Origin of the sequence: Bacillus toyonensis BCT-7112, assembly GCF_000496285.1 — a bacterium.
GTDB lineage: Bacteria > Bacillota > Bacilli > Bacillales > Bacillaceae_G > Bacillus_A > Bacillus_A toyonensis.
The window spans coordinates 1195712-1219474 of sequence record NC_022781.1 but is presented as its reverse complement, the minus strand read 5'-3'; the positions used below and the strand labels follow the sequence as shown (position 1 = coordinate 1219474).

Here is a 23763-nt window from a genome sequence, read left to right as displayed (position 1 = left end):
ATTATAAAGCAAACAGTCACGATTTTCATGTTTTTTCGAATGAGAATGAAGAAAAAGCCCGAAATGGGCATAATTTAAGCGATTGTCTTCTTCCGGACTAAATCGTTTAAATAACGCTTAAGCTTTTTCTTCAGCTTCTTCAGCATGATTACTCCTTCCTTTCCTTATTCTAAACATGCATATTACTAGTGAAAACTCTATCTCTGACATAAGAAAGAGGGGAAAGTGAATGGAAAACCTTGTCCTTTCTCATACAGTGAAAGTTATTCTATAGTAACGATTAGTAGCCGTTAGTTATAGATATAGTATGAGGAAGAATGGAAAAGAAAATTCATTAGAACAAGTATTCACCTTTTTTACTAATATATATATGCATGTTTCATAAATAAGGTCAGAAAGTGAACGCTTTCTTCACAGATGTTTAATATGTTATACTTTTTTTTAGAATTTGAAAAGCGATTATCAAAATAGGAGTAAAGAGTGCCAGAAAGGGTTTTGACAAATGAATGATAAAATTGTCTTTTTTGATATTGATGGAACATTATTAGATCACGATAAAAAAATTCCGCAATCTACACGAGATGCAGTAAGACATTTGCAGGAAAAAGGGGTGCATGTAGCAATTGCGACAGGACGCGCACCGTTTATGTTTGAAGATATTCGTAAGGAACTCAATATACATAATTATGTTAGTTTTAATGGACAGTATGTTGTCTTTGAAGATGAAGTAGTATTTAATAATCCGTTACACCCAGCTGCCTTGCATAAGTTTACTCAGTTTGCAAAACAAGAAGGATATCCACTTGTATATCTTGACCATCAAGAAATGAGAGCGACAGTGGAATATCATGATTATGTGAAAGAAGGTTTTGGAAGCTTGCAGTTCGAGCATCCGGCATATGAACCTGATTTTTACGAAAAACGCGATATTTATCAAACGCTTCTTTTTTGTGAAGTAAATGAAGAGGAAAAGTTTATTAATCAATATCCAGATTTTCATTTTATTCGTTGGCATGCGTATTCAATGGATATCATTCCTAATGGTGGTTCTAAGGCAAAAGGGATTGAGAAGTTCATTGAAAAATTAGGATTTAGCCGTGAACAAGTGTATGCATTTGGGGATGGTTTAAACGATTTAGAAATGATTGAAGCAGTTGGGACAGGCATTGTGATGGGGAATGGTCATGAAGATTTGAAAAAACTTGCAAATCATGTGACAAAGGATGTAAGTGAAGACGGTATATATCATGGATTAAAATGGGCTGGCTTGTTATAAGTAAATATGGAACCCATTTCATAAAATAAAGGGGCGGGAGATTAATTCCCGCCTTTTTATTATTAGCGCTCTAAAGGTTTTGAATCATCAGGAGCGGCAAAAGGATTTTCTTTATTGATATGGTCATAGAACATAACACCATTTAAATGGTCAATCTCGTGCTGGAATACGATTGCTGGTAAACCTTTTAAACGTAATTTTACTTCTTCTCCGTTAATAGAAGTCGCTTTTACTGTAATTCTTGTATAACGAGGAACATAACCAGGTACTTCGCGGTCTACAGATAGACAGCCTTCACCACCCTGTAAATATGTACGTTCAACAGAATGGCTAATGATTTTTGGATTGAATAATGCATGGCTATATAATGTACCGTCCGCATCGGTTACATGAACTGCAATCATTTTTTTTGAAACACCGATTTGCGGAGCCGCTAATCCGATTCCAGGGCGTAAACTATATTTTTCAGCCATTTCAGGATCTTGGCTATTTATTACAAATTCAATCATTTCTTTTAAGGTAGTTGTATCTTTTTCGCTTGCCGGTAATGACACCTCTTCTGCAACGTTGCGCAAAATAGGATCTCCTTCGCGAATAACATCTTTCATTGTAAGCATATGTAATCTCTCCTTTCCTCTTTAGTCTACCAAAGGAGATGGAAAAAGTCATCGGCAAGAAAGGGAAGGCATTTTGGAAATCGTTCTATTATAGAGTATTTATGTATGTGATAAACAGAAAAAGACGGCAAAGCCGTCTTTTTCTTTCCATAGTTGTTTCGTTTTACATTAGCGAATGCAAGCAGCACCAACGATAATTAAAAGAATAAACAACACAACGATTAAGGCGAAGCCGCGTCCAGACCCGCCACAAGAACCGCCATAACCGTAGGAAGGATATGAACAAGTTGGATAGCAATATGAGTATCCGTACATGAGATGACCTCCTTTATCATTTCCCGCTAATACTGCGGTTACTATAATGTATGGAAGAGAGGGGAGAAATGTATAGGTATTTACCTAAAAAAGGAAGGATAGTTTGTATATTTTTGTTACGAAGAGAGAAAAACTAAAGAGAATTAAATCGTTTACATATTATTCTAAGAGAAAAAATAAGTGAAAAAGGGAATAATATAACAGTAGGTCAACGCTTACTAATACAGATGTAAAAAATAAAAACACGTTTGTGTAGTAGAAACCTGCATATTATTTATAAAAAAACGTATTCAAAGTAATTGACATCGTAATTAGAATAGTTGTAAACTAAAAAACGTGATCAAGATTGTATTAATATGTTTCTGAAAAAACATTAGTACAGATTGTTAGGTACACAAAATTATTCTCAACCGACAGATAAACATGTTGGTTTACATCGTTGCGCTTTTTAAACTGGAAAATAGCCAGTGAAAGCGTTTCAGAATATGGTTCAAGAGAGGAAGAGGTGAACGGAATGGGTACTAAAACAAAAAAGACCCTATTTAATGTTGATGAGCAAATGAAAGCTATCGCAGCTCAATTTGAAACATTACAAATTTTAAATGAAAACGGTGAAGTTGTGAATGAAGCAGCTATGCCTGAATTATCTGATGATCAATTAAAAGAATTAATGCGTCGTATGGTGTATACTCGCGTATTAGATCAACGTTCTATTTCTTTAAACCGTCAAGGACGTTTAGGTTTCTACGCACCTACAGCTGGACAAGAAGCTTCTCAATTAGCGAGTCATTTCGCACTTGAAGCAGAAGACTTCATCTTACCAGGATACCGTGATGTACCACAATTAGTATGGCACGGACTTCCATTATATCAAGCATTCTTATTCTCTCGTGGACACTTCATGGGTAACCAAATGCCTGAGAATGTAAATGCATTAGCTCCACAAATCATTATCGGTGCGCAAATCATCCAAACTGCTGGTGTTGCGTTAGGTATGAAACTACGTGGTAAAAAATCTGTTGCAATTACTTACACTGGTGACGGTGGTGCTTCACAAGGTGACTTCTACGAAGGTATGAACTTTGCAGGTGCATTCAAAGCTCCAGCAATCTTCGTTGTTCAAAACAACCGTTATGCAATCTCTACTCCAGTAGAAAAACAATCTGCAGCTAAAACTGTAGCACAAAAAGCAGTAGCAGCAGGTATTTACGGAATTCAAGTAGACGGTATGGATCCATTAGCTGTATACGCAGCAACTGCTTTCGCTCGTGAGCGCGCAGTAAATGGCGAAGGCCCTACTTTAATCGAGACTTTAACATTCCGTTATGGTCCACATACAATGGCTGGTGATGACCCAACTCGTTACCGTACAAAAGATATCGAAAACGAATGGGAACAAAAGGATCCAATCGTACGCTTCCGTAAGTTCTTAGAAACTAAAGGCCTATGGTCTCAAGAAGTTGAAGAGAAAGTAATTGAAGAAGCAAAAGAAGATATCAAACAAGCAATTGCTAAGGCTGACCAAGCTCCAAAACAAAAAGTTACTGATTTAATGGAAATCATGTACGAAAAAATGCCTTACAACTTAGCTGAACAATATGAAATTTACAAAGAAAAGGAGTCGAAGTAAGCCATGGCTCAAATGACAATGATTCAAGCAATCACTGATGCTTTACGCGTTGAAATGAAAAATGACCCTAACGTACTTGTGTTTGGTGAAGACGTTGGTGTAAACGGCGGTGTATTCCGTGCTACTGAAGGTTTACAAGCTGAATTCGGTGAAGATCGTGTAATGGATACTCCACTTGCAGAGTCTGGTATTGGTGGACTTGCAGTTGGACTTGCACTTGAAGGATTCCGTCCAGTTCCAGAAATCCAATTCTTCGGTTTCGTTTATGAAGTAATGGATTCAATTTCTGGTCAATTAGCTCGTATGCGTTACCGTTCTGGCGGACGTTGGACTGCTCCAGTAACAGTTCGTTCTCCATTCGGTGGCGGTGTTCATACTCCTGAACTACATGCTGATAGCTTAGAAGGATTAGTGGCTCAACAACCTGGTCTAAAAGTTGTTATTCCATCTACTCCATACGATGCAAAAGGTCTTTTAATCTCTGCGATTCGTGACAACGATCCAGTTATCTACTTAGAGCATATGAAATTGTACCGTTCATTCCGTCAAGATGTACCAGAAGGTGAATACACAATTGATTTAGGTAAAGCTGATATCAAACGTGAAGGTACAGATGTATCTGTTATCGCTTATGGTGCTATGGTTCATGCTGCATTAAAAGCTGCTGAAGAACTTGAAAAAGAAGGTATGTCTTTAGAGGTTGTTGACTTACGTACAGTTCAACCATTAGATATCGAAACAATCATCGCTTCTGTTGAAAAAACAGGCCGCGTAGTTGTAGTTCAAGAAGCTCAAAAACAAGCTGGTATTGCAGCTAACGTTGTAGCGGAAATTAACGACCGTGCAATCTTAAACTTAGAAGCTCCAGTTGTACGTGTTGCAGCTGCTGATACAGTATTCCCATTCTCTCAAGCTGAGAGCGTATGGTTACCAAACCATAGAGATATTGTTGAAGTTGTTAACAAAGTAATGAACTTCTAATTTTTAGTTTTTCATGTGCAAAAGAAATCAGCACATGCTGGTTTCTTTTGTACATATTCCATAATAATGAAATGAATCAGGGGGCTGAATTCCGTGGCATTTGAATTTAAACTACCAGATATCGGTGAAGGTATCCACGAAGGTGAAATCGTAAAATGGTTTATTAAACCAGGCGATGAAGTAAATGAAGACGATGTACTTCTTGAAGTACAAAATGATAAAGCAGTAGTAGAAATCCCTTCTCCTGTTAAAGGTAAAGTACTTGAAGTACTTGTAGAAGAAGGAACAGTTGCAATTGTAGGAGATACATTAATTAAATTTGATGCTCCTGGATACGAAAACCTTAAATTTAAAGGTGACGATCATGATGAAGCTCCAAAAGCTGAAGAAGCAGCAGTAGAAGCTCCAGCAGCGGAAGCTACTCCAGCAGCAACTGCAGAAGTAGTAAATGAGCGCGTTATCGCTATGCCATCTGTTCGTAAATATGCTCGTGAAAAAGGTGTAGATATTCATAAAGTAGCTGGATCTGGTAAGAACGGTCGCGTTGTGAAAGCTGACATCGATGCATTTGCAAATGGTGGACAAACTGTAGCAGCAACTGAGGCTCCAGCAGCAGTAGAAGCTACTCCAGCAGCAGCGAAAGAAGAAGCACCAAAAGCACAACCAATCCCAGCTGGTGAATATCCAGAAACTCGTGAGAAAATGAGTGGTATCCGTAAAGCGATTGCGAAAGCAATGGTTAACTCTAAGCATACAGCTCCTCACGTAACATTAATGGATGAAGTTGATGTAACTGAGCTTGTTGCTCACCGTAAGAAGTTCAAAGCTGTTGCAGCTGACAAAGGTATTAAATTAACTTACCTTCCGTACGTTGTTAAAGCTTTAACATCTGCATTACGTGAATACCCAATGTTAAACACTTCTTTAGACGATGCATCTCAAGAAGTAGTTCACAAACATTACTTCAACATCGGTATCGCAGCTGATACAGACAAAGGTCTATTAGTACCAGTTGTTAAAGATACAGATCGCAAGTCTATCTTCACTATTTCTAACGAGATCAATGATCTTGCTGGTAAAGCACGTGAAGGTCGTTTAGCTCCAACTGAAATGAAAGGTGCTTCTTGCACAATTACAAACATTGGTTCTGCAGGTGGACAATGGTTCACTCCAGTTATCAATCACCCAGAAGTAGCAATCCTTGGTATCGGCCGTATCGCTGAGAAGCCAGTTGTGAAAAATGGTGAGATCGTTGCAGCTCCAGTATTAGCATTATCTCTAAGCTTTGACCATCGTTTAATTGACGGCGCAACTGCTCAAAAAGCATTAAACCAAATTAAACGTCTATTGAATGACCCACAATTATTAGTAATGGAGGCGTAATAACAATGGTAGTAGGAGATTTCCCAATTGAATTAGATACAGTCGTTGTTGGTGCAGGTCCTGGTGGATACGTTGCGGCAATTCGTGCAGCACAATTAGGTCAAAAGGTAGCAATCATTGAAAAAGCTAACCTTGGTGGCGTATGCTTAAACGTTGGATGTATTCCTTCAAAAGCGTTAATCAATGCAGGTCATCGTTATGAGAATGCAATGCATTCTGATGACATGGGTATCACTGCAGAGAACGTAAAAGTTGACTTTACAAAAGTTCAAGAATGGAAAAACGGCGTAGTTAAGAAATTAACTGGCGGTGTTGAAGGCCTTCTTAAAGGTAATAAAGTTGAAATCATTCGCGGTGAAGCTTACTTCGTAGATGCTAACACATTACGCGTAATGACTGAAGATGCAGCTCAAACGTATACGTTTAAAAATGCTGTTCTTGCAACTGGTTCTACACCAATCGAAATTCCTGGATTCAAATACTCTAAACGTGTTATCAACTCTACAGGTGCTTTAAGCTTACCTGAAATTCCTAAAAAACTTGTTGTAATCGGCGGCGGTTACATCGGTATGGAATTAGGTACTGCATATGCTAACTTCGGTACAGAAGTTACTGTAGTAGAAGCTGGCGACGAAATCTTAGCTGGTTTTGAAAAAGCAATGAGCTCTGTTGTTAAACGTGCTCTTCAAAAGAAAGGTAACGTAAATATCCATACAAAAGCTATGGCTAAAGGCGTTGAAGAAACAGAAACTGGCGTAAAAGTTAGCTTCGAAGTTAAAGGTGAAATCCAAACTGTAGAAGCAGATTACGTATTAGTAACTGTAGGTCGTCGTCCAAACACTCAAGAAATCGGTCTTGAGCAAGTTGGAGTTAAAATGACTGACCGCGGTATCATCGAAATCGATGAGCAATGCCGTACAAACGTACCAAACATCTATGCAATCGGTGATATCGTTCCTGGACCACCATTAGCTCACAAAGCTTCTTACGAAGGTAAAGTAGCTGTTGAAGCAATTAGTGGCCATGCATCAGCTATCGATTACATCGGAATTCCTGCAGTATGCTTCACTGATCCAGAATTAGCATCTGTTGGTTACACTAAGAAACAAGCTGAAGAAGCAGGAATGACTGTAACTGTATCTAAGTTCCCATTCGCTGCAAACGGTCGTGCGTTATCATTAAACAGCACTGACGGTTTCCTACAACTTGTAACACGTAAAGAAGATGGTCTTCTTGTAGGTGCTCAAGTTGCAGGCGCAGGTGCTTCTGATATTATCTCTGAGATTGGTTTAGCTATCGAAGCTGGAATGACAGCTGAAGATATCGCTCAAACAATCCACGCTCACCCAACATTAGGTGAAATCACAATGGAAGCAGCTGAAGTTGCTCTTGGAATGCCAATTCACATTGTAAAATAATAAAAAAACGTCTTCTAAATTTAGAAGACGTTTTTTTATGTATGTGTTATATGAATAGAAAAACAAGAGGTGAATCGGAATGATTCACCTCTTGTTTTTTATTCTTTATTTTCAAATTGATACATTTGTTTACTTGTACTAGTGTCATTATAAAGAAATAAGACGATATCAGCATTTAGTTTTTCAAGATCTTGTTTAATATTTTTACTTGCCCCAAATCGTGGATCAATAAAAGTTGTTTGTTCGAATTCTTGTGCGAATAAAGGATAAGTTGCATCTGCATAAGAATCTTTAATAATGACAGCATGCAATTTACTTTTTGCATTTGGATTTAAGATGTTAATCTGTGAATAGTCTGTTTGATAAACCGATGCATAGTCTGGTGAAAGCTTCTTTTTGTTCACTGCAAAGAATTCTTTCATCGGTATTTTACTTGTTTCTTCTGATTTTGGACCGAGATAGACAGTATAATTATCCCACACATTTGGGTTTTCTTTTAATTGTACATATGGAATTGTTTCAGGTGTTTTTATTAATTTGTATAATTGTCTATTCCAACTACCGATAAATTGCCCATTAGGTTCTTCTATAGTGGTTTTATAATCATCTCGATTAACAACAGTTCCTGTAAATACTTTAGAGTGATTAGCAATGTAATTCATTGTTTGTTCGTATGCATAAAACGCACCTTTCATATTCCAATGGTGATCCGTTTTAAAGTATAGTTCTTCTAATTGTTCGTGAGTAAATTCTTTTTGAATAGCAGGTAGAACATCAATAAATGGAAAATTTATTTTCTGTAATTCTTGTACAAAATAATCACGATGTTTTTGATCATACCCACGATCTACATATGGTGGGTACTTATACGAAAATGTCGTTAGTTTACTTGGAGCTAACAGGAAATAAAATTCTGTTTTTGTAAATTGATTTCTTAAGTTGTCTAGTTCACTTACAGATTGCTTTATTTGATCACGCATATCAATATTTGTAGGTGCAGACAAAATGAAACCGTCATCTGCGACGAAATTATTATTTACAAAAGTGCGATTGAATTTTAATTGCAACTTTGTGTAAGTTTCAATAAATTTATCTCGTGCGGCAATATGATCTGTAAAGTGTAATTCAGTATCTTTGAAATATTTTCCGGATTTTATAGTATCCATAGTTAGGACTGGATCTAAAGCTAATTCTCTGTTTTCAAAATCAGAAAAACTTTTTTTATCCCAATATATTATTTTGGCTGTCCATATACACATCCCGAAAATAATAGCGAGAAATCCAGTGATTAATATACGATTAGTTAAATTTTTCATAGTTAGCCCTCCTTTAGAAGCGGAAGTAAATAAATGGATTGTAAGTTGCATTCGTTAAGTACATCATAGTAATGATTAAAACACTCAAATAGTAAAGTGGAGATAAAAGTACTATCTTTTTATTTACAAATAGAGTCTTGATCCAAGAGAAAATTGGAGCTGATGTCACTATTGCAAGTATAAAGATTCCCCAATAATTCATCACATAGAAATAACTAGTAATGTCAGTCAACGATCCATTTAATCCGAACATTGCTTGTAAAAATTTAGAACAGTAGCTAAAGTTGTCAGCTCTGAAGAAAACCCAACCGATAATCACTAAAAACAGCACGTATACATGTTGAATTGGCCACCATAATTTTTGCAAGATTTTCTCAAAACCGGATTTTTCCAAAGCAATTAAACATCCGTAATAGATACCCCAAATCATAAATGTCCAACTAGCCCCATGCCAAAAACCTGTTAGCGCCCATACTATAAAGAGATTACGATAGATTTTCCAGCTAGATACTCGATTGCCACCTAGTGGGATATAGACATAATCACGGAACCATGAACCAAGGGAAATATGCCAGCGACGCCAAAATTCAGAAATCGATTTTGATATATACGGATAATTGAAGTTTTCTAAGAAATCAAACCCGAACATTTTTCCTAATCCAATGGCCATATCACTGTAGCCTGAAAAATCGAAATAAATTTGTAATGTATAAGCGATCGCACCAATCCAAGCAGTAGATACGCTCATTGTTGCTGGGTCCATTGCAAATATTTCATCGGCAATAGCTCCCAATTGATTTGCAATCAAAACTTTTTTTCCTAATCCAAGGATAAAACGACGAATGCCTTCTGAAAACATATCAGCATTAACGGTTCTAACATGTAATTGATGAGCTATTGTGTTATACCGAACAATTGGTCCCGCAACTAATTGAGGGAAAATAGTAAAGTATAGCGCCAAATCAAACAGATTTCGCTGAGCCTCTACTTTTCTTTTGTAAATATCAATAATATAACTCATTGCATGGAAAGTGAAAAATGAAATCCCGATTGGTAATGGGATTTTTTCGAGTACAATGTTTGTATGAAAAATCCCGTTTATATTATCTACTAAGAAATTAGCATATTTAAAATATCCTAGTATAGCAATATTGACGACGATTGCTATAGTAAGAATGAGTTTTCTATTTGTATTAGATATTTGTCCTGTATTAAGCCATAACCCGAACCAATAGTTAATGAAAATAGAAAAAAGCATAAGGAAGACATATATAGGCTCTCCCCAGGCATAAAATAATAAACTAAATAACAAAAGAACGATGTTTTGTAATTCTTTACGTACTGAATAGTACACTAGAAGAATTGCAGGTAAAAAAAGACATAAAAAAAATAGGTTACTAAATACCATGTATCATTGATTCCTTTCTATAGTTAATCCAAAGGAATTATACCACGCTACTAATGGAATAATCTATATTGTAAGGAAAGAAAGAGAATGTAACGTAAAAAACGAGGAAGTTTTGGCATATAAAATAATTAAGAGCTTACATAAATGGTAGAAGATAAATCATAGAGTAAGTAGAAGCTTCAAATATTTTATACACGTAGAAGTTTGTTTTTAAAATAAGGAGAGGGATGGGCTGCACAATATAATAGAAGAAATAGGAGGTAACGCTATGAAAATTACGCTAGTTTCATTTTTACATCTAGTTTTATGGAGTGGATTTTCAGCAGTGTTATTATTGTCAAGTCGTGATAAACTTCATTATAAAATTTTTCTTTTTCTCATATTCTTTTATTTAGCGTATGTGATAGCGTATGTCATACTAAGTGCAAGGAGAAAAGCAATGCTTCTCACTTGCACGAATAGTATGATTTTTCTAATCGTTTATTTTTGTTTTTAAACTAACGTTTATAGAAATACATTATCCTTCCATTAAATAATTGTAATTCTCCTTCTAATTTCTTCGCTAGAAAACGGCAAAATTCATTTGCTTTCCCTTTATCACCAAATGTTGCATTAGAGGGTAAAGAAATTTGAATGAAAGATTGTTCATTTTCTATTCCAACACCGACATAAATTGAGTCATATCGATCATGACTGGATTGAAGCTTTAATGTTGTTGCTGATGTATCTAAAATTTCATAAGGAAAAGCGGTATTTGTATAAGCGTAATTAATTTGAACTCCGGTTTGGGAAGTAACTGTTTTATAGTACTGAAAAAGTTGTTTTATATCATCTGTTGAAACAGAGTGTTGATTGGATTTAGGTACAAGCGTAATAAAGGCATGTTGCATATAAGTTCCCCCTAGCTTAGTAGAATAATATCATTCTACAACCTACTGAATTTTTTGACAATTAAAAGGAGTATTGCTTTTTTTGTTTAATATATGTATGAGTAGGAAAGGTGATGTAGAGAGGTGGAAACCAATGTTTGAAAAATTGTATGATGAGCATGAAAGTGTGAAGGTACGATTTTTAGGATTTATGACACATGATACTCGTTATGACTTTGGGATTGTTTATACAAATATGTTTTTTGGAAAGCCACTCATTGTTTGTATGCAAACGGGAAGGTCTACTTTACTGGGACAAGATGATGTAGAGAATGTGCAATATATGCAGGAAATTTTCAAGTTAGGATCTCAAGAGGAAGCAGCGGAGTTAGCTCAGTTTTTTAAATTTCTCGTTCCATCTACTTCATTGCATGCAGAATATGAAGAATAATTAATTTGAAACAGTCGTACGTATAAATATGGCTGTTTTTTTATGTTAATATCGCATACTAATTTAAAATTAAAATATTTAATGTGTTATACTAAAAACCTATTGACGTAAAAAGTATAACATATTAAAATAAAGACAGAAAGTTAAGCGGTTACAAAAGTTTTTGGGATTATAAACTTAGGGGGAAATGAAAAATGGGAACAATCGTATGTCAAGATTGTGAAGGTACAATTGCACACTTCGAGGATGAGAAAGTAACGGTACTTTACGGGAAATGTGGATCTTGCGGATGTGATCACACAGAGCATACAAAAGCCCAATAATTGATAGGACATGGACAACTGAAAGTTTTTAGGACCATAAACTTAGGGGGAAATGAAAAATGGGAACAATCGTATGTCAAGTATGCGAAGGAACAATCGCACATTTTGAAGATGAGAAAACGACAGTACTTTACGGGAAATGTGGTACAAATTGTGATTGTGCTAATAGAGATAATGCGAAAGCTTAATGATAAATAAGTAGATTACTATTAAAAATCAGGGGGAAATGAAAAATGGGAACAATCGTATGCCAAGTATGTGAAGGAACAATCGCACATTTTGAAGATGAAAAATCAACAGTATTATATGGGAAATGTGGATCTCATTGCGAATGTGACCATAAAGAACATACAAAAGCTTAATTATTAAAAAAGCGCCTACATGTGTAGGCGCTTTTTTTAATAAATTGTAGTTGTATGGCCAACTGTAGCAACGATTGCATCATCTCTAATCGGAATAAACCCTATGGCTGTTTGTGGTGTGTTTGGAGAGGCGTATTGACTCATTATACGGCTATCAATACGAGTAATAGTATCGGTCAAAAAAGCTGAAATAAAAGCGTAAGGGACGCGTCGTTCATTTAATGAGTAGATAATTTCTTCTTTTGTTTTTACACCTACGCCATGTCCGTAAAAAAAGAAATTTCCTAGATAGATTGTGTTTTCTCCTTGCCACTCAATCGTAGCTGGATTCACTTGTGGGTTTTTAAAGTAAACGAGATCGCCAGGAACAAGGTCGCCACCTGTTTTTGTTATGAGTTTTAAATCTTGATCGTAGTCCCAAGTATAAAGTAAAAGATTTGCAAAGAGGCGATTGAAGGTTTCTTCCTCATACAATGATAGTAAAGCTTTGTAAAAAATAATTATCATAGCGGTTGCGCATTCAGTCCCATATAGTTTCCCGTTTTTGAAAATATCTTGTATGGCAATAGAAGGTGGTATATTTGGAAGTAGTTGGAATCCCCCTAAAGATGTTCTTTTCCAAAACTGAGGGTTGCAAAAGGATTGTTGAAACGTACGAAACTGAAATCCACTTTGAAAAAGTTCTAATGCAGAAATAATAATATTAACTCGCAAATTTAAATCAAAGCTGAGTTCGTCAGCAGTTCGGAAGGAATAAACTTCTTGATTTCCTGCCATTATGGATAAAATTTGTTGCTTCTCAGCTGCAAATGGCTCATATTCATTTGTGATATAAGGGTGTACAATAGAACGACCTATTACAATCATAATGGTATCCCCACCTATACGTTACATTCTTTAGTAGCGTATGAAGAAAGGGAAAAAAGGTGAAAGAAAAGCCTATCAACTGATAGGCTTGTACTCTTTAATAACACGTAATGTTTGTAATGTCATATCTTCAGGACCTTGTACAGGTAAACCTGCTTCTAAATTTTTACGAATATACTCTAAGTTATCTTGTGTAATAATTTCCCCCGGAGTAAAGATTGGAATCCCTGGTGGATAAACCATAACAAAATCAGCTATAATACGACCTGCCGCATTTTCAAATGGAATGACTTCTGTTTCTGAATAAAAAGCATCTCGTGGAGAAAGTGCTAGCACCGGTATTTCTGGAATTTCTACTTGTACTTGAACACCTTTATCTGCCCTATTTCTAAATGTTTCCGCTAAATCTTGTAATGCTGCAATAAGCGTATTTGTATCGCTTTCTGTATCTCCAAAAGTGATAAGACATAGTATGTTGTATAAATCGGAGAGTTCTACTTCAATGTTATATTGCTCTCTAAGCCATACTTCAGCCTGATGGCCGGTAATACCTAAATCTTTCACAGACACAATTATCTTTGTAGGATCATAGTTAAAAGTAGCGTCTGTACCTAACATTTCTTTTCCAGGACAGTAAAGGTGCTCAATAGCATTTATAGCATCACGAACATGTTCAGCTAATTGTATTGTTTGTTCTATGAGCGCTGTTCCTTCTGTAGCAAGACGTTTTCTTGCAACATCAAGAGATGCTAATAAGATGTAAGAAGTTGATGTAGTCGTAAGCATGCTAATAATAGATTGAACATGTTTTACGTTCACAAGACCTTCTTTCACATTAAGAATAGAACTTTGAGTTAAAGAGCCTCCTAATTTGTGAACACTTGTTGCTGCCATATCTGCACCAGCTTGCATCGCTGACATCGGTAATTCATCGTGAAAATGAATATGAACACCATGAGCCTCATCGACTAGTACAGGGATATCGTACGAATGTGCTAATTGTACAATCTGTTCTAAGTCTGCAGCAAAGCCAAAGTAGGTTGGATTAATAACAAGTAAGCCTTTGGCATCTGAGTGTTCTTCAAGTGCTTTTTTGACAGATTTAATTGTAATTCCATGAGAAATACCAAGTTTTGGGTCGATTTCAGGATGCATGAAAATAGGTTTTGCACCTGAGAAAATAATAGCTGACATTACTGATTTATGCACGTTTCGTGGTACTAGGATTTTGTCGCCAGGACCGCAAACGCTCATCACCATTGTCATAATAGCGCCACTTGTACCTTGAATAGAAAAGAAAGTATGATCTGCACCAAATGCAGCAGCAGCTAAATCCTGTGCTTCTTTAATCATACCCTTTGGATGATGTAAATCATCGAGTGGCGCAATATTAATTAAATCAATTGCTAATGCGTTATGCCCAATAAATTCGCGAAATTCAGGATCCATGCCCTGTCCTTTTTTATGACCAGGAATATGGAATTGGATTGGATTTCGCTTACTGTGCTCAACTAAAGCGGTAAACAATGGTGTTTCGTATTGGGACAATCTATACACCCCTTCTTTTTTGTAATATTTATTAGAATTTGTTTTATATGATTTCATCTCATTCTAAAAGGAAAGTAAGGTAATTAACTTTTAAAACGAGACTTGTTTTCCTGCCATTCACAAAATCCTTTTGGATGGTAGTCACACTTTATTTTCTATAAAACAAAAGCATTATATCACCAATAATTATAGATGTATATAAAAAAATATTTTTATGGTGAGTATGTGTAATAGTTATTTCCAAGTCAACTCATAGAGGAAGACAATTCCATTAAAATGAATAAATAGTGTATAATGCAGAGTAGCTATAATGAAGAATAAAAAATTCTCTTTAAGATAGCATAATGAAACACGTAGAAATGATAAATGAGGTGCAAAATGGAATATCAATATCCGTTAGATTACGATTGGTCAAATGAAGAAATGGTTGCCATTGTGAAGTTTTATGAAGCAATTGAGAAGGCATATGAAAAAGGAATTAGAAGAGAAGAATTAATGGGATTATATCGTCGTTTTAAAGAGATTGTTCCATCAAAAGCAGAAGAAAAGAAAATTGATAAAGAGTTTCAAGAAGTAAGTGGATATTCTATATATCGTACTATTCAAAGGGCGAAAGAAGTCGAAGAACAAAAGCTTGTAAAAATGTAAAAATATTTTGAAAAATAAAAACTGAAGTGATATAATGTGATAACAACTAAAAACGGACAATATAAATTGTCCGTTTTCTACTATCGATTACAAAGTGCATATAAAGGAAGGAGTGATTGCATCGTAGATTCAATCTTAGCAAGGAATTGTTCGTTGGTCATTGCTGAAAACTCCTCTGGTGATATATGAATACCAACTAATAGTTCTGCTTTTTTCACAGTAGCTAAACGTCCAATCATCTTTTGTAAGTCTTCTGTTTCAAGCGTTTTATGCAATTTTACACTTGGTTTAGTATGGTCAATGGACCAAACGAAGTCATTTGGAATATTTGTTTTTAAATCATTTAAATGTTCTAAGAAGGCGTGAGCCGTCTCCACTTTTTGTGGACACTCATAGATTAAACCAAAGTATATGAAGGCGTGAGTACCCCATAAACCAATTTGAAAATGTGGTAGCATTTTATATCCTCGTTTATTTGTTGAAAAAGCAACCCAAGTATCGTTTGGTGGATTGACTTTGCGGCGTGCATGTTTTGCAACATGATAAAAAAAGTTCTCATCAGTTTGTTTGGATAAATACTCTGCAAACTGTTCCCCTAAAGCTTCTAGCTTAGGATGAATGTTCGTTTTAATTGCACTCATTCGTTCTTCGAGACCATCAACTGTAAAGACATCAAAATCAGTTGATTTGAATGTTTGTAGTGTCATGATTGTTCCTCCAACTCCTATTTTGTTTTTATTTTAGCATAGCTTGTACTATTCATAAAAAAAACAGCACAAAAAAATTTAAATAAAAAAATATAATTTTGTTGCATAGATGATTTATCCAACATAGTATAGTATAAAACAAAAAATCAGAAAATTTAATTAATTCTAGTCCGAGGGCAGACGAATATTGGGAGGAGGCAAATAATATGAGACAGGTGATTAATGCGTTAAAGAGAACAGATGCTGAAAAGAGAATACCGGTGCTACGTTTGGAGTTAGATTATGAATTAGCAACTTTATATGATGCAATGATGGAGGATGACAAACAGAAAAAAGAAGAGTGCGTACAAAAATTAGAAGTGTTGAGACTTGAAATGATTCGTTTAGAAGCGTAATAATAGTATATGTATAAAAAATTAGTTGGTGCGAACCTTATAAAGGGTTCGTTTTTTCTGTGAACAGTATAGATCGGAGTGTTTAAACATGCAAGAGGTATGGAAAGATATCGATGCACACGCCAAACGGTGGATTCGAGATGCAGGAGAGCGTTTAATGGCATCACTGAAACAAGCACTTATTATAGAAATGAAATCAAATGCAGCTGATTTAGTAACAAACATGGACCGGGAAATAGAACAGTATTTAATTGGGAAAATTAAAGAAACATTCCCAACCCATAATATTTTAGGAGAAGAAGGCTATGGAGATGAGATAACTTCTTCTGACGGGGTTGTTTGGTTAATTGATCCAATTGATGGTACAATGAATTTTGTACATCAAAAAAGAAATTTCGCAATTTCAATTGGAATTTATGAGAACGGTATCGGAAAAATTGGTCTTATTTATGATCCTGTTCATGATGAATTATATCATGCGGTAAAGGGAGTTGGAGCGTTTTGTAATGATACGCCAATTCCTCTATTGGAAAAAGGAACAGTAGAGAATGGTATTATAGCTTTAAATGCGATATGGCTTACCGACAATCCATTGCTTAATATGGAAAGTATGATGGCACTTGTTAAGAAAGCAAGGGGTACGAGATCATATGGCTGTGCAGCATTAGAAATGGTATACGTTGCAACGGGAAGAATAGATGCATATGTAACGCCGAGATTATCACCATGGGATTTTGGTGGGGGGCAGATCATAGTTGAGGAAGTTGGAGGAAAGGTGACAACATTCTCCGGAGCTCCGCTGTCTATTATAGAGAAAAGCAGTGTATTAGTTGCAAAACCGGGAGTATATGAGGAAGTATTATCATTTATATCGCAGTAACAAAAAAAGTAAGAGGCTATATACAAGCTTCTTACTTTTTAACATTATTGCGATTTACGCATTTTTCTTTTTGTTACAAAACCATATCCAACTGTAACAAATGTGCCGATAATGCAAATAATAATACCAATGGGACTATTTTCAGCAACCATAATGCCGATACCGATTAAGAAAATAACACCGATAATTGCAGTTAATAAAAAGCGATATTGAATGTGTTCCATTTCTTCACCCTCCAATCTCATTTTACTTTCACAAAAGTAAGAATACAACTATATTTTCATTCTTGATTTTATTTTGATTGCCATTGTATCCCCTTCGCTCTTATAATAGAGAAGGATTAAAAAGACATTAGGAGTTGGACATGTTGAAAAAACGACAAGATTTACGAAATATAGCAATTATTGCCCACGTTGACCATGGTAAAACAACACTTGTTGACCAGTTATTACGTCAAGCGGGGACGTTCCGTGCGAATGAACATATTGAAGAACGCGCAATGGACTCAAATGATCTAGAAAGAGAACGCGGTATTACAATTTTAGCGAAAAATACTGCGATTCACTATGAAGATAAAAGAATTAACATTTTAGATACACCTGGTCATGCGGACTTCGGTGGAGAAGTAGAACGTATCATGAAAATGGTTGATGGTGTTCTACTTGTTGTTGATGCATATGAAGGTTGTATGCCACAAACACGATTTGTTTTAAAGAAAGCTCTTGAGCAAAACTTAACACCAATCGTAGTTGTAAACAAAATTGACCGTGACTTTGCTCGCCCTGACGAAGTAGTTGATGAAGTTGTTGACTTATTCATCGAGCTTGGTGCAAACGAAGATCAATTAGAGTTCCCAGTTGTATTTGCATCAGCAATGAACGGAACAGCAAGCTTAGATTCAAATCCAGCAAATCAAGAAGAGAATATGAAATCATTGTTTGACACAATTATTGAACATATTCCAGCACCAGTGGATAACAGTGAAGAGCCACTTCAATTCCAAGTAGCACTTCTTGATTACAATGACTACGTTGGTCGTATCGGAGTTGGACGCGTATTCCGCGGTACTATGAAAGTAGGACAACAAGTTGCATTAATGAAGGTTGACGGAAGTGTAAAACAATTCCGTGTAACGAAATTATTTGGTTACATTGGATTAAAACGTCAAGAAATTGAAGAAGCAAAAGCTGGAGATTTAGTAGCTGTTTCAGGTATGGAAGACATTAACGTTGGTGAAACAGTATGCCCAGTTGAGCATGAAGAGGCTTTACCATTATTACGTATTGATGAGCCAACACTACAAATGACATTCCTTGTAAATAACAGCCCATTTGCAGGTCGTGAAGGTAAATACATTACATCTCGTAAAATTGAAGAGCGTCTTCGTTCACAATTAGAAACAGATGTAAGTTTACGTGTAGATAATACAGATTCTCCTGATGCGTGGATCGTATCAGGACGTGGTGAGTTACATTTATCTATCCTAATTGAAAACATGCGTCGTGAAGGTTATGAACTACAAGTATCTAAACCTGAAGTAATTATTAAAGATGTTGATGGCGTAAGATGTGAGCCTGTAGAGCGCGTACAAATCGATGTGCCTGAAGAATACACTGGTTCTATTATGGAATCAATGGGTGCACGTAAAGGTGAAATGTTAGATATGGTGAATAACGGAAACGGTCAAGTTCGCCTTACTTTCATGGTTCCAGCACGTGGTTTAATTGGTTACACAACAGAATTCTTAACATTAACTCGTGGTTACGGTATTTTAAACCATACATTCGATTGCTACCAACCAGTACACGCTGGACAAGTAGGTGGACGTCGTCAAGGTGTTCTAGTTTCACTTGAAACAGGAAAAGCATCACAATACGGTATTATGCAAGTTGAAGATCGCGGTGTAATCTTCGTTGAACCAGGTACAGAAGTATATGCTGGTATGATTGTTGGAGAACATACACGTGAAAATGATTTAACAGTTAACGTTGTAAAAATGAAACAACAAACTAACATTCGTTCTGCAACGAAAGACCAAACTTCAACAATGAAAAAACCACGCTTAATGACTTTAGAAGAGTCATTAGAGTACTTAAACGATGACGAGTTCTGTGAAGTGACTCCGGAATCAATCCGTCTACGTAAAAAGATTCTTGATAAGAGCGAGCGCGAAAGAGCTGCTAAGAAAAAGAAATCTGTAGAAGCGTAAAAACAAAAAAACAACTACCTTTCCAAAAGGTATTTTTTGTTTTTATTTATTTTTAGAATATTTATTCTTTTTTGTGGACAGTATTTTTTTTGCGAGTTACTCTTGTATTAAGTGTATAAAGAAAACTTGTTTTTATAGCTAGGGGGGAAGAGTGTGTTAGAAAGGATGTCTTTTTTTGCTAAATTATGTAAGGTGGATGAAAATCCAGAGTTAGGAATGTGGTTACTTTATGGAACGATTATTATATTAAGTGCTCTCGTTTATAATTTAGGATTTGCTAGAAAATTATCTGTACTAAAAAATATCGTGATATATATTTCTTTAGCAATTGGATGTACAGTGTTAACCTTTTTTGCTGTATTTTTACCTGTTGGGGAGGGGCTTGTTGTAGCAGCAATTGTACTAGGAATTTATAGATTGCGCTTACGTCAAGCAAAACAAGAAAAAGTAGGATGAGGGGGAATTAATGACATGCGTTCAGTACAAGATGCACTATATAATTGGTTAACGATTAAAACAGTTGCGGAAGCACGCCCCGATGATAGTGCTGCGAAAGAAACGTATTTGTTATTTCAAAATATGATATATGAAGAACATAAATTAAGGGATGTGGAAGTTAAAAAGAATGAGGAAATGTATTTGATTACATATGAAATTGATGGGGAAAGAAAATCTGTGAGATTTCCATTAGAAGCTATTGATTGTTTTTTGGATCAGATGAATCGTGAACCTGAAAAATATAAATAAGTCCTTATCGATATGATTAAGGACTTATTTATATTTTACCAATCGTCTTCAACTTTTTTATCACGGTATAATCGGAAATTACCACTTGCATGACGTTCCATCGTACGCTCTGCAATTCGTTCCGAACATTCCATGCACATATATGTATGAATAGGGCGATTACGCAGTTTTTTTGCCGTAGGATTTTCGTCATCTAACATATCTTTTTTATCACAGATCATACATTTGACTCTCATTTCGTCACCTCAATACGAATTCTATCGGTATAAGTATATCATGGAAGTATGATGTTTTTGAATAATAGGAGGAAAAAATAATATTTTCGCAATTCGAAAAATAAGTTATGATAAGGATATATTAAGTATATTTGGAGGTGGAAATATGGCGAATGTAGTAGAGCCTACATTAACAGATGATTTAGTACAAACGTTCCGTAAAGAATGTATTGTTATGGTAGCAACAACAGATTTCGAAAAACAAGTTCCTAACGTAAGTGCTATTTCTTGGGTGTATGCAGTGAGTGAAACTAGTATTCGATTTGCGGTAGATCAACGTTCACGTATTGTGGAAAATATAAGGCGCAATCCGGGAGTGGTATTGACTATAATGGCGAATGGATCCGTATTTTCCATAAGTGGTGCAGGTGAAATTTTGACAGATAGAATGGAAGGCATTCCTCTAAAATTAGCTGTAATAGAAGTAAGTGTGCAAGAAGTACGTGATGTTATGTTTTATGGAGCAAAACTTGCAATTGAACCAAAATATGAAAAAACATACGATCTTCGGGCAGCAAAAAAACTGGATAACCAAGTGTTGGTAGGGATAAAAGAATTATAAGTGAGATGAATAAGAAAATTGTTCATTAACTTTTGGAATCAGTTATTGTGGTTTAACGTTAATAATTAAAATTAAAAGTAATATATTGAATAGAAATGAATAAAAAATAAAGAAAAGGTTTAATTGCTATAATTTTCGATTCTACCTCGTTTATACGGTACATATAATTATAACAATGGTTCGTCCATATTTTATGGATGAAACCCTTGTTCTACAAATTTAAAAGTGGAGTCAGGGGGTAACAGGTTGGATAAAATTTATGTGTTAGATACGAATGTACTTTTGCAGGATCCTTTATCTATTTTTTCATTTGAAACCAATGAAGTAGTGATTCCGGCAGTTGTATTAGAAGAGGTTGATTCGAAGAAACGTTATATGGACGAAGTAGGACGAAATGCTCGTTATGTATCTAAGTTAATAGATAAATTTCGTGAAATAGGAAAGCTGCATGAAAGTATTCCGCTAGAAAACGGCGGTACATTTCGTATTGAATTAAATCATCGTTCATTTGTTCAACTACAAGATATTTTTGTAGAAAAAACAAATGATAATCGAATTTTAGCAGTAGCAAAAAATCTATCTTTAGAAGAACAAGAAAAAGAGGACGGGAAGTCTGTTATTTTAGTAAGTAAAGACGTGCTCGTAAGGGTAAAAGCTGATGCAATTGGATTGAAGGCTGAAGATTATTTAAGTGATCGCGTAATTGAAGTAGATAATATATATTCAGGGTTTTTAGAAGGGTATATATCAAAAGAACAATTGGATTATTTTTATGAAAAAGGTGAATTACCTTTATCTGAAATTGCAAATCATCCTTTTTATCCAAATCAGTTTGTGGTAATGAAGGATGCACTTGGGGGTTCTAGTTCTGCACTTGGCATTGTAGATCACTTAGGTAAGAAGGTGAAGAAACTTATTTTTCACAATGAGCAAGTGTGGGGGATACGACCACGAAACGTGCAGCAAATAATGGGATTAGAATTGTTGCTTCGCGAAGATATTCCGCTTGTAACGTTAACGGGGAAAGCTGGTACAGGAAAAACGTTACTTGCGTTAGCTTCGGGATTAATGCAAACGGAAGATTTAGGGTTATATAAAAAATTACTTGTTGCAAGACCAATTGTTCCAGTCGGAAAAGATATCGGTTATTTACCAGGAGAAAAAGAAGAAAAGTTAAGACCATGGATGCAGCCGATTTTTGATAATCTAGAGTATTTATTTAATACGAAAAAGCCAGGGGAATTAGATGCTATTTTAGCTGGAATGGGTTCGATTGAAGTAGAGGCTCTTACTTATATACGTGGCAGAAGTATTCCAGACCAATTCATTATTATTGATGAGGCACAAAATTTAACGAAGCATGAAGTGAAGACGATATTAACGAGAGTAGGAGAGAAAAGTAAGATTGTATTAATGGGAGATCCTCAGCAAATCGATCATCCATATTTAGATGAATATAATAACGGTTTAACATACGTTGTCGAGAAATTTAAAGAGCAACGTATTAGTGGTCATGTAAAGTTTGTTAAAGGGGAGCGCTCGAATTTAGCTCAACTAGCAGCGGATTTATTATAAAAAGGAGTGAGCTTCAGCTCACTCCTTTTTTAGTATACTCGTTAAATAATTGTGAATTTACGGATGTTACGGATTGGATTTTGTCTATTAGATCCATCATTGAAATATAGATGTACAGGTCCGTCCTCTTTTAATGGTTTTCCTTCTTTTGAAAAACCAAGAATGGCCTTGTTGACCGTTTCTAATGGTAGTGTAATGGTAGTATCTACTGTTTCAATTTCAACTTGCATAGCGTCCTCTAAAATTTCGGCGTTAGCAAGAAATGGATGAAATGGTATACCAAATGTCCCAGTAATCAGCTGTTCTTTTTTATATTTCTTTACACTTTGTTGTATTGGCGGGAAGGCAGCACCATCACGGATTTCACGATCCCAATGTTCTGAAGTGTTCTTTAAGTAAGCTTCTAGTTCAGACGTGTTTTCTCTAGTTTCATCAAAGTAAGTTGTCAAATCTACTTTTCGATCGTCAAAAATCCAAACAGTTGGATCAATAGTGATTGGAAAACGTACTTTTCCATTAATAAATAAAATTTCGCTCATTGTTGTTCCCCCATTTGTGTTATACTCCCACTTTTCAGTATAATAGTATTAGACACTGTTGTCACAAAAAATGTTTCTATTGCAATTTATTAAAACTATCGCTAATATTAATAGATATGAGAGAGTAGGACGGAAACGGAGGGAATCAATTTGGCGTCTGAGACAGTTTCAAATCATCAGGAAAAGGCACTAGCCCTTCTACAAGCGGATGCAGAGAAGATTTTAAGACTTATTAAGGTGCAAATGGACCATCTTACAATGCCGCAATGTCCATTATATGAAGAAGTTTTAGACACACAAATGTTTGGACTATCCCGCGAGGTCGATTTTGCGGTTCGCCTTGGTCTTATTGCAGAAGAGCAAGGGAAAGCAATGTTAGGAGAGCTCGAACGTGAGTTATCTGCACTTCATGAAGCATTTACAAACAAACAACAATAACGGGTTCAAATAAGGGGGCTCAAA

At 35.6% G+C, this 23763-nt stretch carries 30 protein-coding genes; 19 read left to right on the top strand and 11 right to left on the bottom strand.

Features of this window, described 5'->3' with window-relative positions; all coding sequences use genetic code 11:
* The first annotated feature begins 502 nt into the window (after positions 1–502).
* A complete protein-coding gene (locus BTOYO_RS06135; protein WP_000998284.1) occupies positions 503–1276 on the top strand; it encodes a Cof-type HAD-IIB family hydrolase in 774 nt (257 codons plus the stop codon).
* Positions 1277–1338: 62 nt separating this feature from the next.
* Here BTOYO_RS06135 and def read toward each other — a convergent pair whose 3' ends face one another.
* Entirely contained in the window at positions 1339–1893 is a 555-nt protein-coding gene (gene def / locus BTOYO_RS06130) for a peptide deformylase (RefSeq protein ID WP_000957051.1), read from the bottom strand.
* Between the two features lie 168 nt (positions 1894–2061).
* Complete coding sequence (locus BTOYO_RS06125) at positions 2062–2208, bottom strand: YjcZ family sporulation protein (RefSeq protein WP_000274562.1); 147 nt, start codon at positions 2206–2208, stop codon at positions 2062–2064.
* A 514-nt stretch (positions 2209–2722) separates the two neighbouring features.
* Here BTOYO_RS06125 and pdhA point away from each other — a divergent pair.
* The 4 genes from pdhA (at position 2723) to lpdA (ending at position 7620) form a co-directional block, all read left to right on the top strand.
* Positions 2723–3838, top strand: coding sequence for a pyruvate dehydrogenase E1 component subunit alpha (pdhA, locus tag BTOYO_RS06120; protein WP_000536896.1), 1116 nt, complete (start codon positions 2723–2725; stop codon positions 3836–3838).
* 3 nt (positions 3839–3841) lie between these two features.
* Positions 3842–4819 (top strand): pyruvate dehydrogenase complex E1 component subunit beta, encoded by a 978-nt coding sequence (gene pdhB, locus BTOYO_RS06115; RefSeq protein WP_023441029.1) that lies wholly within the window; start codon positions 3842–3844, stop codon positions 4817–4819.
* Positions 4820–4912: 93 nt separating this feature from the next.
* Positions 4913–6202 (top strand): pyruvate dehydrogenase complex dihydrolipoyllysine-residue acetyltransferase, encoded by a 1290-nt coding sequence (gene pdhC / locus BTOYO_RS06110; RefSeq protein WP_000863414.1) that lies wholly within the window; start codon positions 4913–4915, stop codon positions 6200–6202.
* Between the two features lie 5 nt (positions 6203–6207).
* Positions 6208–7620: a dihydrolipoyl dehydrogenase gene (gene lpdA / locus BTOYO_RS06105; protein ID WP_000260104.1), complete on the top strand. Its 1413-nt coding sequence runs from the start codon at positions 6208–6210 to the stop codon at positions 7618–7620.
* Between the two features lie 98 nt (positions 7621–7718).
* On the opposite strand, the gene BTOYO_RS06100 is transcribed toward lpdA, so the two are convergent.
* Both BTOYO_RS06100 and BTOYO_RS06095 read right to left on the bottom strand, forming a co-directional pair.
* A complete protein-coding gene (locus tag BTOYO_RS06100) occupies positions 7719–8936 on the bottom strand; it encodes a DHHW family protein (RefSeq protein ID WP_000793840.1) in 1218 nt (405 codons plus the stop codon).
* A 13-nt stretch (positions 8937–8949) separates the two neighbouring features.
* Positions 8950–10344, bottom strand: coding sequence for an MBOAT family O-acyltransferase (locus BTOYO_RS06095; protein ID WP_000232074.1), 1395 nt, complete (start codon positions 10342–10344; stop codon positions 8950–8952).
* Between the two features lie 268 nt (positions 10345–10612).
* On the opposite strand from BTOYO_RS06095, the gene BTOYO_RS06090 reads away from it, so the two are divergent.
* Positions 10613–10840 (top strand): hypothetical protein, encoded by a 228-nt coding sequence (locus tag BTOYO_RS06090; RefSeq protein WP_000705227.1) that lies wholly within the window; start codon positions 10613–10615, stop codon positions 10838–10840.
* Position 10841: 1 nt separating this feature from the next.
* On the opposite strand, the gene BTOYO_RS06085 is transcribed toward BTOYO_RS06090, so the two are convergent.
* A complete protein-coding gene (locus tag BTOYO_RS06085; protein ID WP_001163290.1) occupies positions 10842–11234 on the bottom strand; it encodes a DUF1885 family protein in 393 nt (130 codons plus the stop codon).
* A gap of 133 nt (positions 11235–11367) precedes the next feature.
* Between BTOYO_RS06085 and BTOYO_RS06080 the strand changes: the two genes are divergently transcribed.
* From BTOYO_RS06080 to BTOYO_RS06065, 4 genes are all read left to right on the top strand, one after another.
* A complete protein-coding gene (locus tag BTOYO_RS06080) occupies positions 11368–11664 on the top strand; it encodes a DUF3055 domain-containing protein (RefSeq protein WP_000462031.1) in 297 nt (98 codons plus the stop codon).
* Between the two features lie 194 nt (positions 11665–11858).
* Entirely contained in the window at positions 11859–11987 is a 129-nt protein-coding gene (locus tag BTOYO_RS06075; RefSeq protein WP_000536778.1) for a GapA-binding peptide SR1P, read from the top strand.
* A gap of 59 nt (positions 11988–12046) precedes the next feature.
* A complete protein-coding gene (locus tag BTOYO_RS06070) occupies positions 12047–12175 on the top strand; it encodes a GapA-binding peptide SR1P (protein WP_000536788.1) in 129 nt (42 codons plus the stop codon).
* A 45-nt stretch (positions 12176–12220) separates the two neighbouring features.
* The gene (locus BTOYO_RS06065; protein WP_000536785.1) at positions 12221–12349 is read left to right on the top strand and encodes a GapA-binding peptide SR1P; all 129 of its coding nucleotides are present in this window, start codon (positions 12221–12223) and stop codon (positions 12347–12349) included.
* Positions 12350–12385: 36 nt separating this feature from the next.
* On the opposite strand, the gene BTOYO_RS06060 is transcribed toward BTOYO_RS06065, so the two are convergent.
* Both BTOYO_RS06060 and speA read right to left on the bottom strand, forming a co-directional pair.
* A complete protein-coding gene (locus BTOYO_RS06060; protein WP_000635336.1) occupies positions 12386–13216 on the bottom strand; it encodes a protein-glutamine gamma-glutamyltransferase in 831 nt (276 codons plus the stop codon).
* Between the two features lie 75 nt (positions 13217–13291).
* Entirely contained in the window at positions 13292–14764 is a 1473-nt protein-coding gene (speA, locus tag BTOYO_RS06055; RefSeq protein ID WP_000084877.1) for an arginine decarboxylase, read from the bottom strand.
* A 378-nt stretch (positions 14765–15142) separates the two neighbouring features.
* Between speA and BTOYO_RS06050 the strand changes: the two genes are divergently transcribed.
* Positions 15143–15412, top strand: a complete 270-nt coding sequence (locus BTOYO_RS06050) for a UPF0223 family protein (protein ID WP_000456544.1) — start codon at positions 15143–15145, stop codon at positions 15410–15412.
* 80 nt (positions 15413–15492) lie between these two features.
* Here BTOYO_RS06050 and BTOYO_RS06045 read toward each other — a convergent pair whose 3' ends face one another.
* Positions 15493–16119, bottom strand: coding sequence for a YktB family protein (locus BTOYO_RS06045; protein ID WP_000175080.1), 627 nt, complete (start codon positions 16117–16119; stop codon positions 15493–15495).
* A 206-nt stretch (positions 16120–16325) separates the two neighbouring features.
* On the opposite strand from BTOYO_RS06045, the gene BTOYO_RS06040 reads away from it, so the two are divergent.
* Positions 16326–16514: a hypothetical protein gene (locus BTOYO_RS06040; protein WP_001250164.1), complete on the top strand. Its 189-nt coding sequence runs from the start codon at positions 16326–16328 to the stop codon at positions 16512–16514.
* 88 nt (positions 16515–16602) lie between these two features.
* On the top strand, positions 16603–17394 hold the full coding sequence (locus BTOYO_RS06035; RefSeq protein ID WP_001158710.1) for an inositol monophosphatase family protein: 792 nt from the start codon (positions 16603–16605) through the stop codon (positions 17392–17394).
* A gap of 44 nt (positions 17395–17438) precedes the next feature.
* Here BTOYO_RS06035 and BTOYO_RS06030 read toward each other — a convergent pair whose 3' ends face one another.
* Entirely contained in the window at positions 17439–17618 is a 180-nt protein-coding gene (locus tag BTOYO_RS06030) for a DUF5325 family protein (RefSeq protein WP_000400129.1), read from the bottom strand.
* Between the two features lie 140 nt (positions 17619–17758).
* On the opposite strand from BTOYO_RS06030, the gene typA reads away from it, so the two are divergent.
* From typA to BTOYO_RS06015, 3 genes are all read left to right on the top strand, one after another.
* Complete coding sequence (gene typA / locus BTOYO_RS06025; protein WP_000914753.1) at positions 17759–19603, top strand: translational GTPase TypA; 1845 nt, start codon at positions 17759–17761, stop codon at positions 19601–19603.
* Positions 19604–19756: 153 nt separating this feature from the next.
* A complete protein-coding gene (locus BTOYO_RS06020) occupies positions 19757–20059 on the top strand; it encodes a YlaH-like family protein (RefSeq protein WP_000893661.1) in 303 nt (100 codons plus the stop codon).
* A gap of 15 nt (positions 20060–20074) precedes the next feature.
* Positions 20075–20350 carry a hypothetical protein gene (locus BTOYO_RS06015; protein WP_001258146.1) on the top strand — a complete coding sequence of 92 codons (276 nt, stop codon included), beginning with the start codon at positions 20075–20077 and terminating at the stop codon, positions 20348–20350.
* A gap of 35 nt (positions 20351–20385) precedes the next feature.
* Here BTOYO_RS06015 and BTOYO_RS06010 read toward each other — a convergent pair whose 3' ends face one another.
* A complete protein-coding gene (locus BTOYO_RS06010) occupies positions 20386–20586 on the bottom strand; it encodes a YlaI family protein (protein WP_002093346.1) in 201 nt (66 codons plus the stop codon).
* 145 nt (positions 20587–20731) lie between these two features.
* On the opposite strand from BTOYO_RS06010, the gene BTOYO_RS06005 reads away from it, so the two are divergent.
* Positions 20732–21187: a pyridoxamine 5'-phosphate oxidase family protein gene (locus BTOYO_RS06005; protein WP_000024575.1), complete on the top strand. Its 456-nt coding sequence runs from the start codon at positions 20732–20734 to the stop codon at positions 21185–21187.
* Positions 21188–21433: 246 nt separating this feature from the next.
* Positions 21434–22762: a PhoH family protein gene (locus BTOYO_RS06000; protein WP_000358079.1), complete on the top strand. Its 1329-nt coding sequence runs from the start codon at positions 21434–21436 to the stop codon at positions 22760–22762.
* A gap of 41 nt (positions 22763–22803) precedes the next feature.
* Here BTOYO_RS06000 and BTOYO_RS05995 read toward each other — a convergent pair whose 3' ends face one another.
* Positions 22804–23301, bottom strand: a complete 498-nt coding sequence (locus BTOYO_RS05995) for a hypothetical protein (protein ID WP_001289791.1) — start codon at positions 23299–23301, stop codon at positions 22804–22806.
* Between the two features lie 150 nt (positions 23302–23451).
* Between BTOYO_RS05995 and BTOYO_RS05990 the strand changes: the two genes are divergently transcribed.
* Positions 23452–23739: an Fpa/YlaN family protein gene (locus BTOYO_RS05990; protein WP_000135695.1), complete on the top strand. Its 288-nt coding sequence runs from the start codon at positions 23452–23454 to the stop codon at positions 23737–23739.
* The last annotated feature ends 24 nt before the right edge of the window (positions 23740–23763 follow it).

Bases quoted from the DNA above. Each gene is read 5' to 3' on its own strand.
- BTOYO_RS06135 (WP_000998284.1), top strand. From the start codon at position 503: ATGAATGATAAAATTGTCTTTTTTGATATTGATGGAACATTATTAGAT.
- def (WP_000957051.1), bottom strand. From the start codon at position 1,893: ATGCTTACAATGAAAGATGTTATTCGCGAAGGAGATCCTATTTTGCGC.
- BTOYO_RS06125 (WP_000274562.1), bottom strand. From the start codon at position 2,208: ATGTACGGATACTCATATTGCTATCCAACTTGTTCATATCCTTCCTAC.
- pdhA (WP_000536896.1), top strand. From the start codon at position 2,723: ATGGGTACTAAAACAAAAAAGACCCTATTTAATGTTGATGAGCAAATG.
- pdhB (WP_023441029.1), top strand. From the start codon at position 3,842: ATGGCTCAAATGACAATGATTCAAGCAATCACTGATGCTTTACGCGTT.
- lpdA (WP_000260104.1), top strand. From the start codon at position 6,208: ATGGTAGTAGGAGATTTCCCAATTGAATTAGATACAGTCGTTGTTGGT.
- BTOYO_RS06100 (WP_000793840.1), bottom strand. From the start codon at position 8,936: ATGAAAAATTTAACTAATCGTATATTAATCACTGGATTTCTCGCTATT.
- BTOYO_RS06095 (WP_000232074.1), bottom strand. From the start codon at position 10,344: ATGGTATTTAGTAACCTATTTTTTTTATGTCTTTTTTTACCTGCAATT.
- BTOYO_RS06090 (WP_000705227.1), top strand. From the start codon at position 10,613: ATGAAAATTACGCTAGTTTCATTTTTACATCTAGTTTTATGGAGTGGA.
- BTOYO_RS06085 (WP_001163290.1), bottom strand. From the start codon at position 11,234: ATGCAACATGCCTTTATTACGCTTGTACCTAAATCCAATCAACACTCT.
- BTOYO_RS06080 (WP_000462031.1), top strand. From the start codon at position 11,368: ATGTTTGAAAAATTGTATGATGAGCATGAAAGTGTGAAGGTACGATTT.
- BTOYO_RS06075 (WP_000536778.1), top strand. From the start codon at position 11,859: ATGGGAACAATCGTATGTCAAGATTGTGAAGGTACAATTGCACACTTC.
- BTOYO_RS06070 (WP_000536788.1), top strand. From the start codon at position 12,047: ATGGGAACAATCGTATGTCAAGTATGCGAAGGAACAATCGCACATTTT.
- BTOYO_RS06065 (WP_000536785.1), top strand. From the start codon at position 12,221: ATGGGAACAATCGTATGCCAAGTATGTGAAGGAACAATCGCACATTTT.
- BTOYO_RS06060 (WP_000635336.1), bottom strand. From the start codon at position 13,216: ATGATTGTAATAGGTCGTTCTATTGTACACCCTTATATCACAAATGAA.
- BTOYO_RS06050 (WP_000456544.1), top strand. From the start codon at position 15,143: ATGGAATATCAATATCCGTTAGATTACGATTGGTCAAATGAAGAAATG.
- BTOYO_RS06045 (WP_000175080.1), bottom strand. From the start codon at position 16,119: ATGACACTACAAACATTCAAATCAACTGATTTTGATGTCTTTACAGTT.
- BTOYO_RS06040 (WP_001250164.1), top strand. From the start codon at position 16,326: ATGAGACAGGTGATTAATGCGTTAAAGAGAACAGATGCTGAAAAGAGA.
- BTOYO_RS06035 (WP_001158710.1), top strand. From the start codon at position 16,603: ATGCAAGAGGTATGGAAAGATATCGATGCACACGCCAAACGGTGGATT.
- BTOYO_RS06030 (WP_000400129.1), bottom strand. From the start codon at position 17,618: ATGGAACACATTCAATATCGCTTTTTATTAACTGCAATTATCGGTGTT.
- typA (WP_000914753.1), top strand. From the start codon at position 17,759: ATGTTGAAAAAACGACAAGATTTACGAAATATAGCAATTATTGCCCAC.
- BTOYO_RS06015 (WP_001258146.1), top strand. From the start codon at position 20,075: ATGCGTTCAGTACAAGATGCACTATATAATTGGTTAACGATTAAAACA.
- BTOYO_RS06010 (WP_002093346.1), bottom strand. From the start codon at position 20,586: ATGAGAGTCAAATGTATGATCTGTGATAAAAAAGATATGTTAGATGAC.
- BTOYO_RS06005 (WP_000024575.1), top strand. From the start codon at position 20,732: ATGGCGAATGTAGTAGAGCCTACATTAACAGATGATTTAGTACAAACG.
- BTOYO_RS05995 (WP_001289791.1), bottom strand. From the start codon at position 23,301: ATGAGCGAAATTTTATTTATTAATGGAAAAGTACGTTTTCCAATCACT.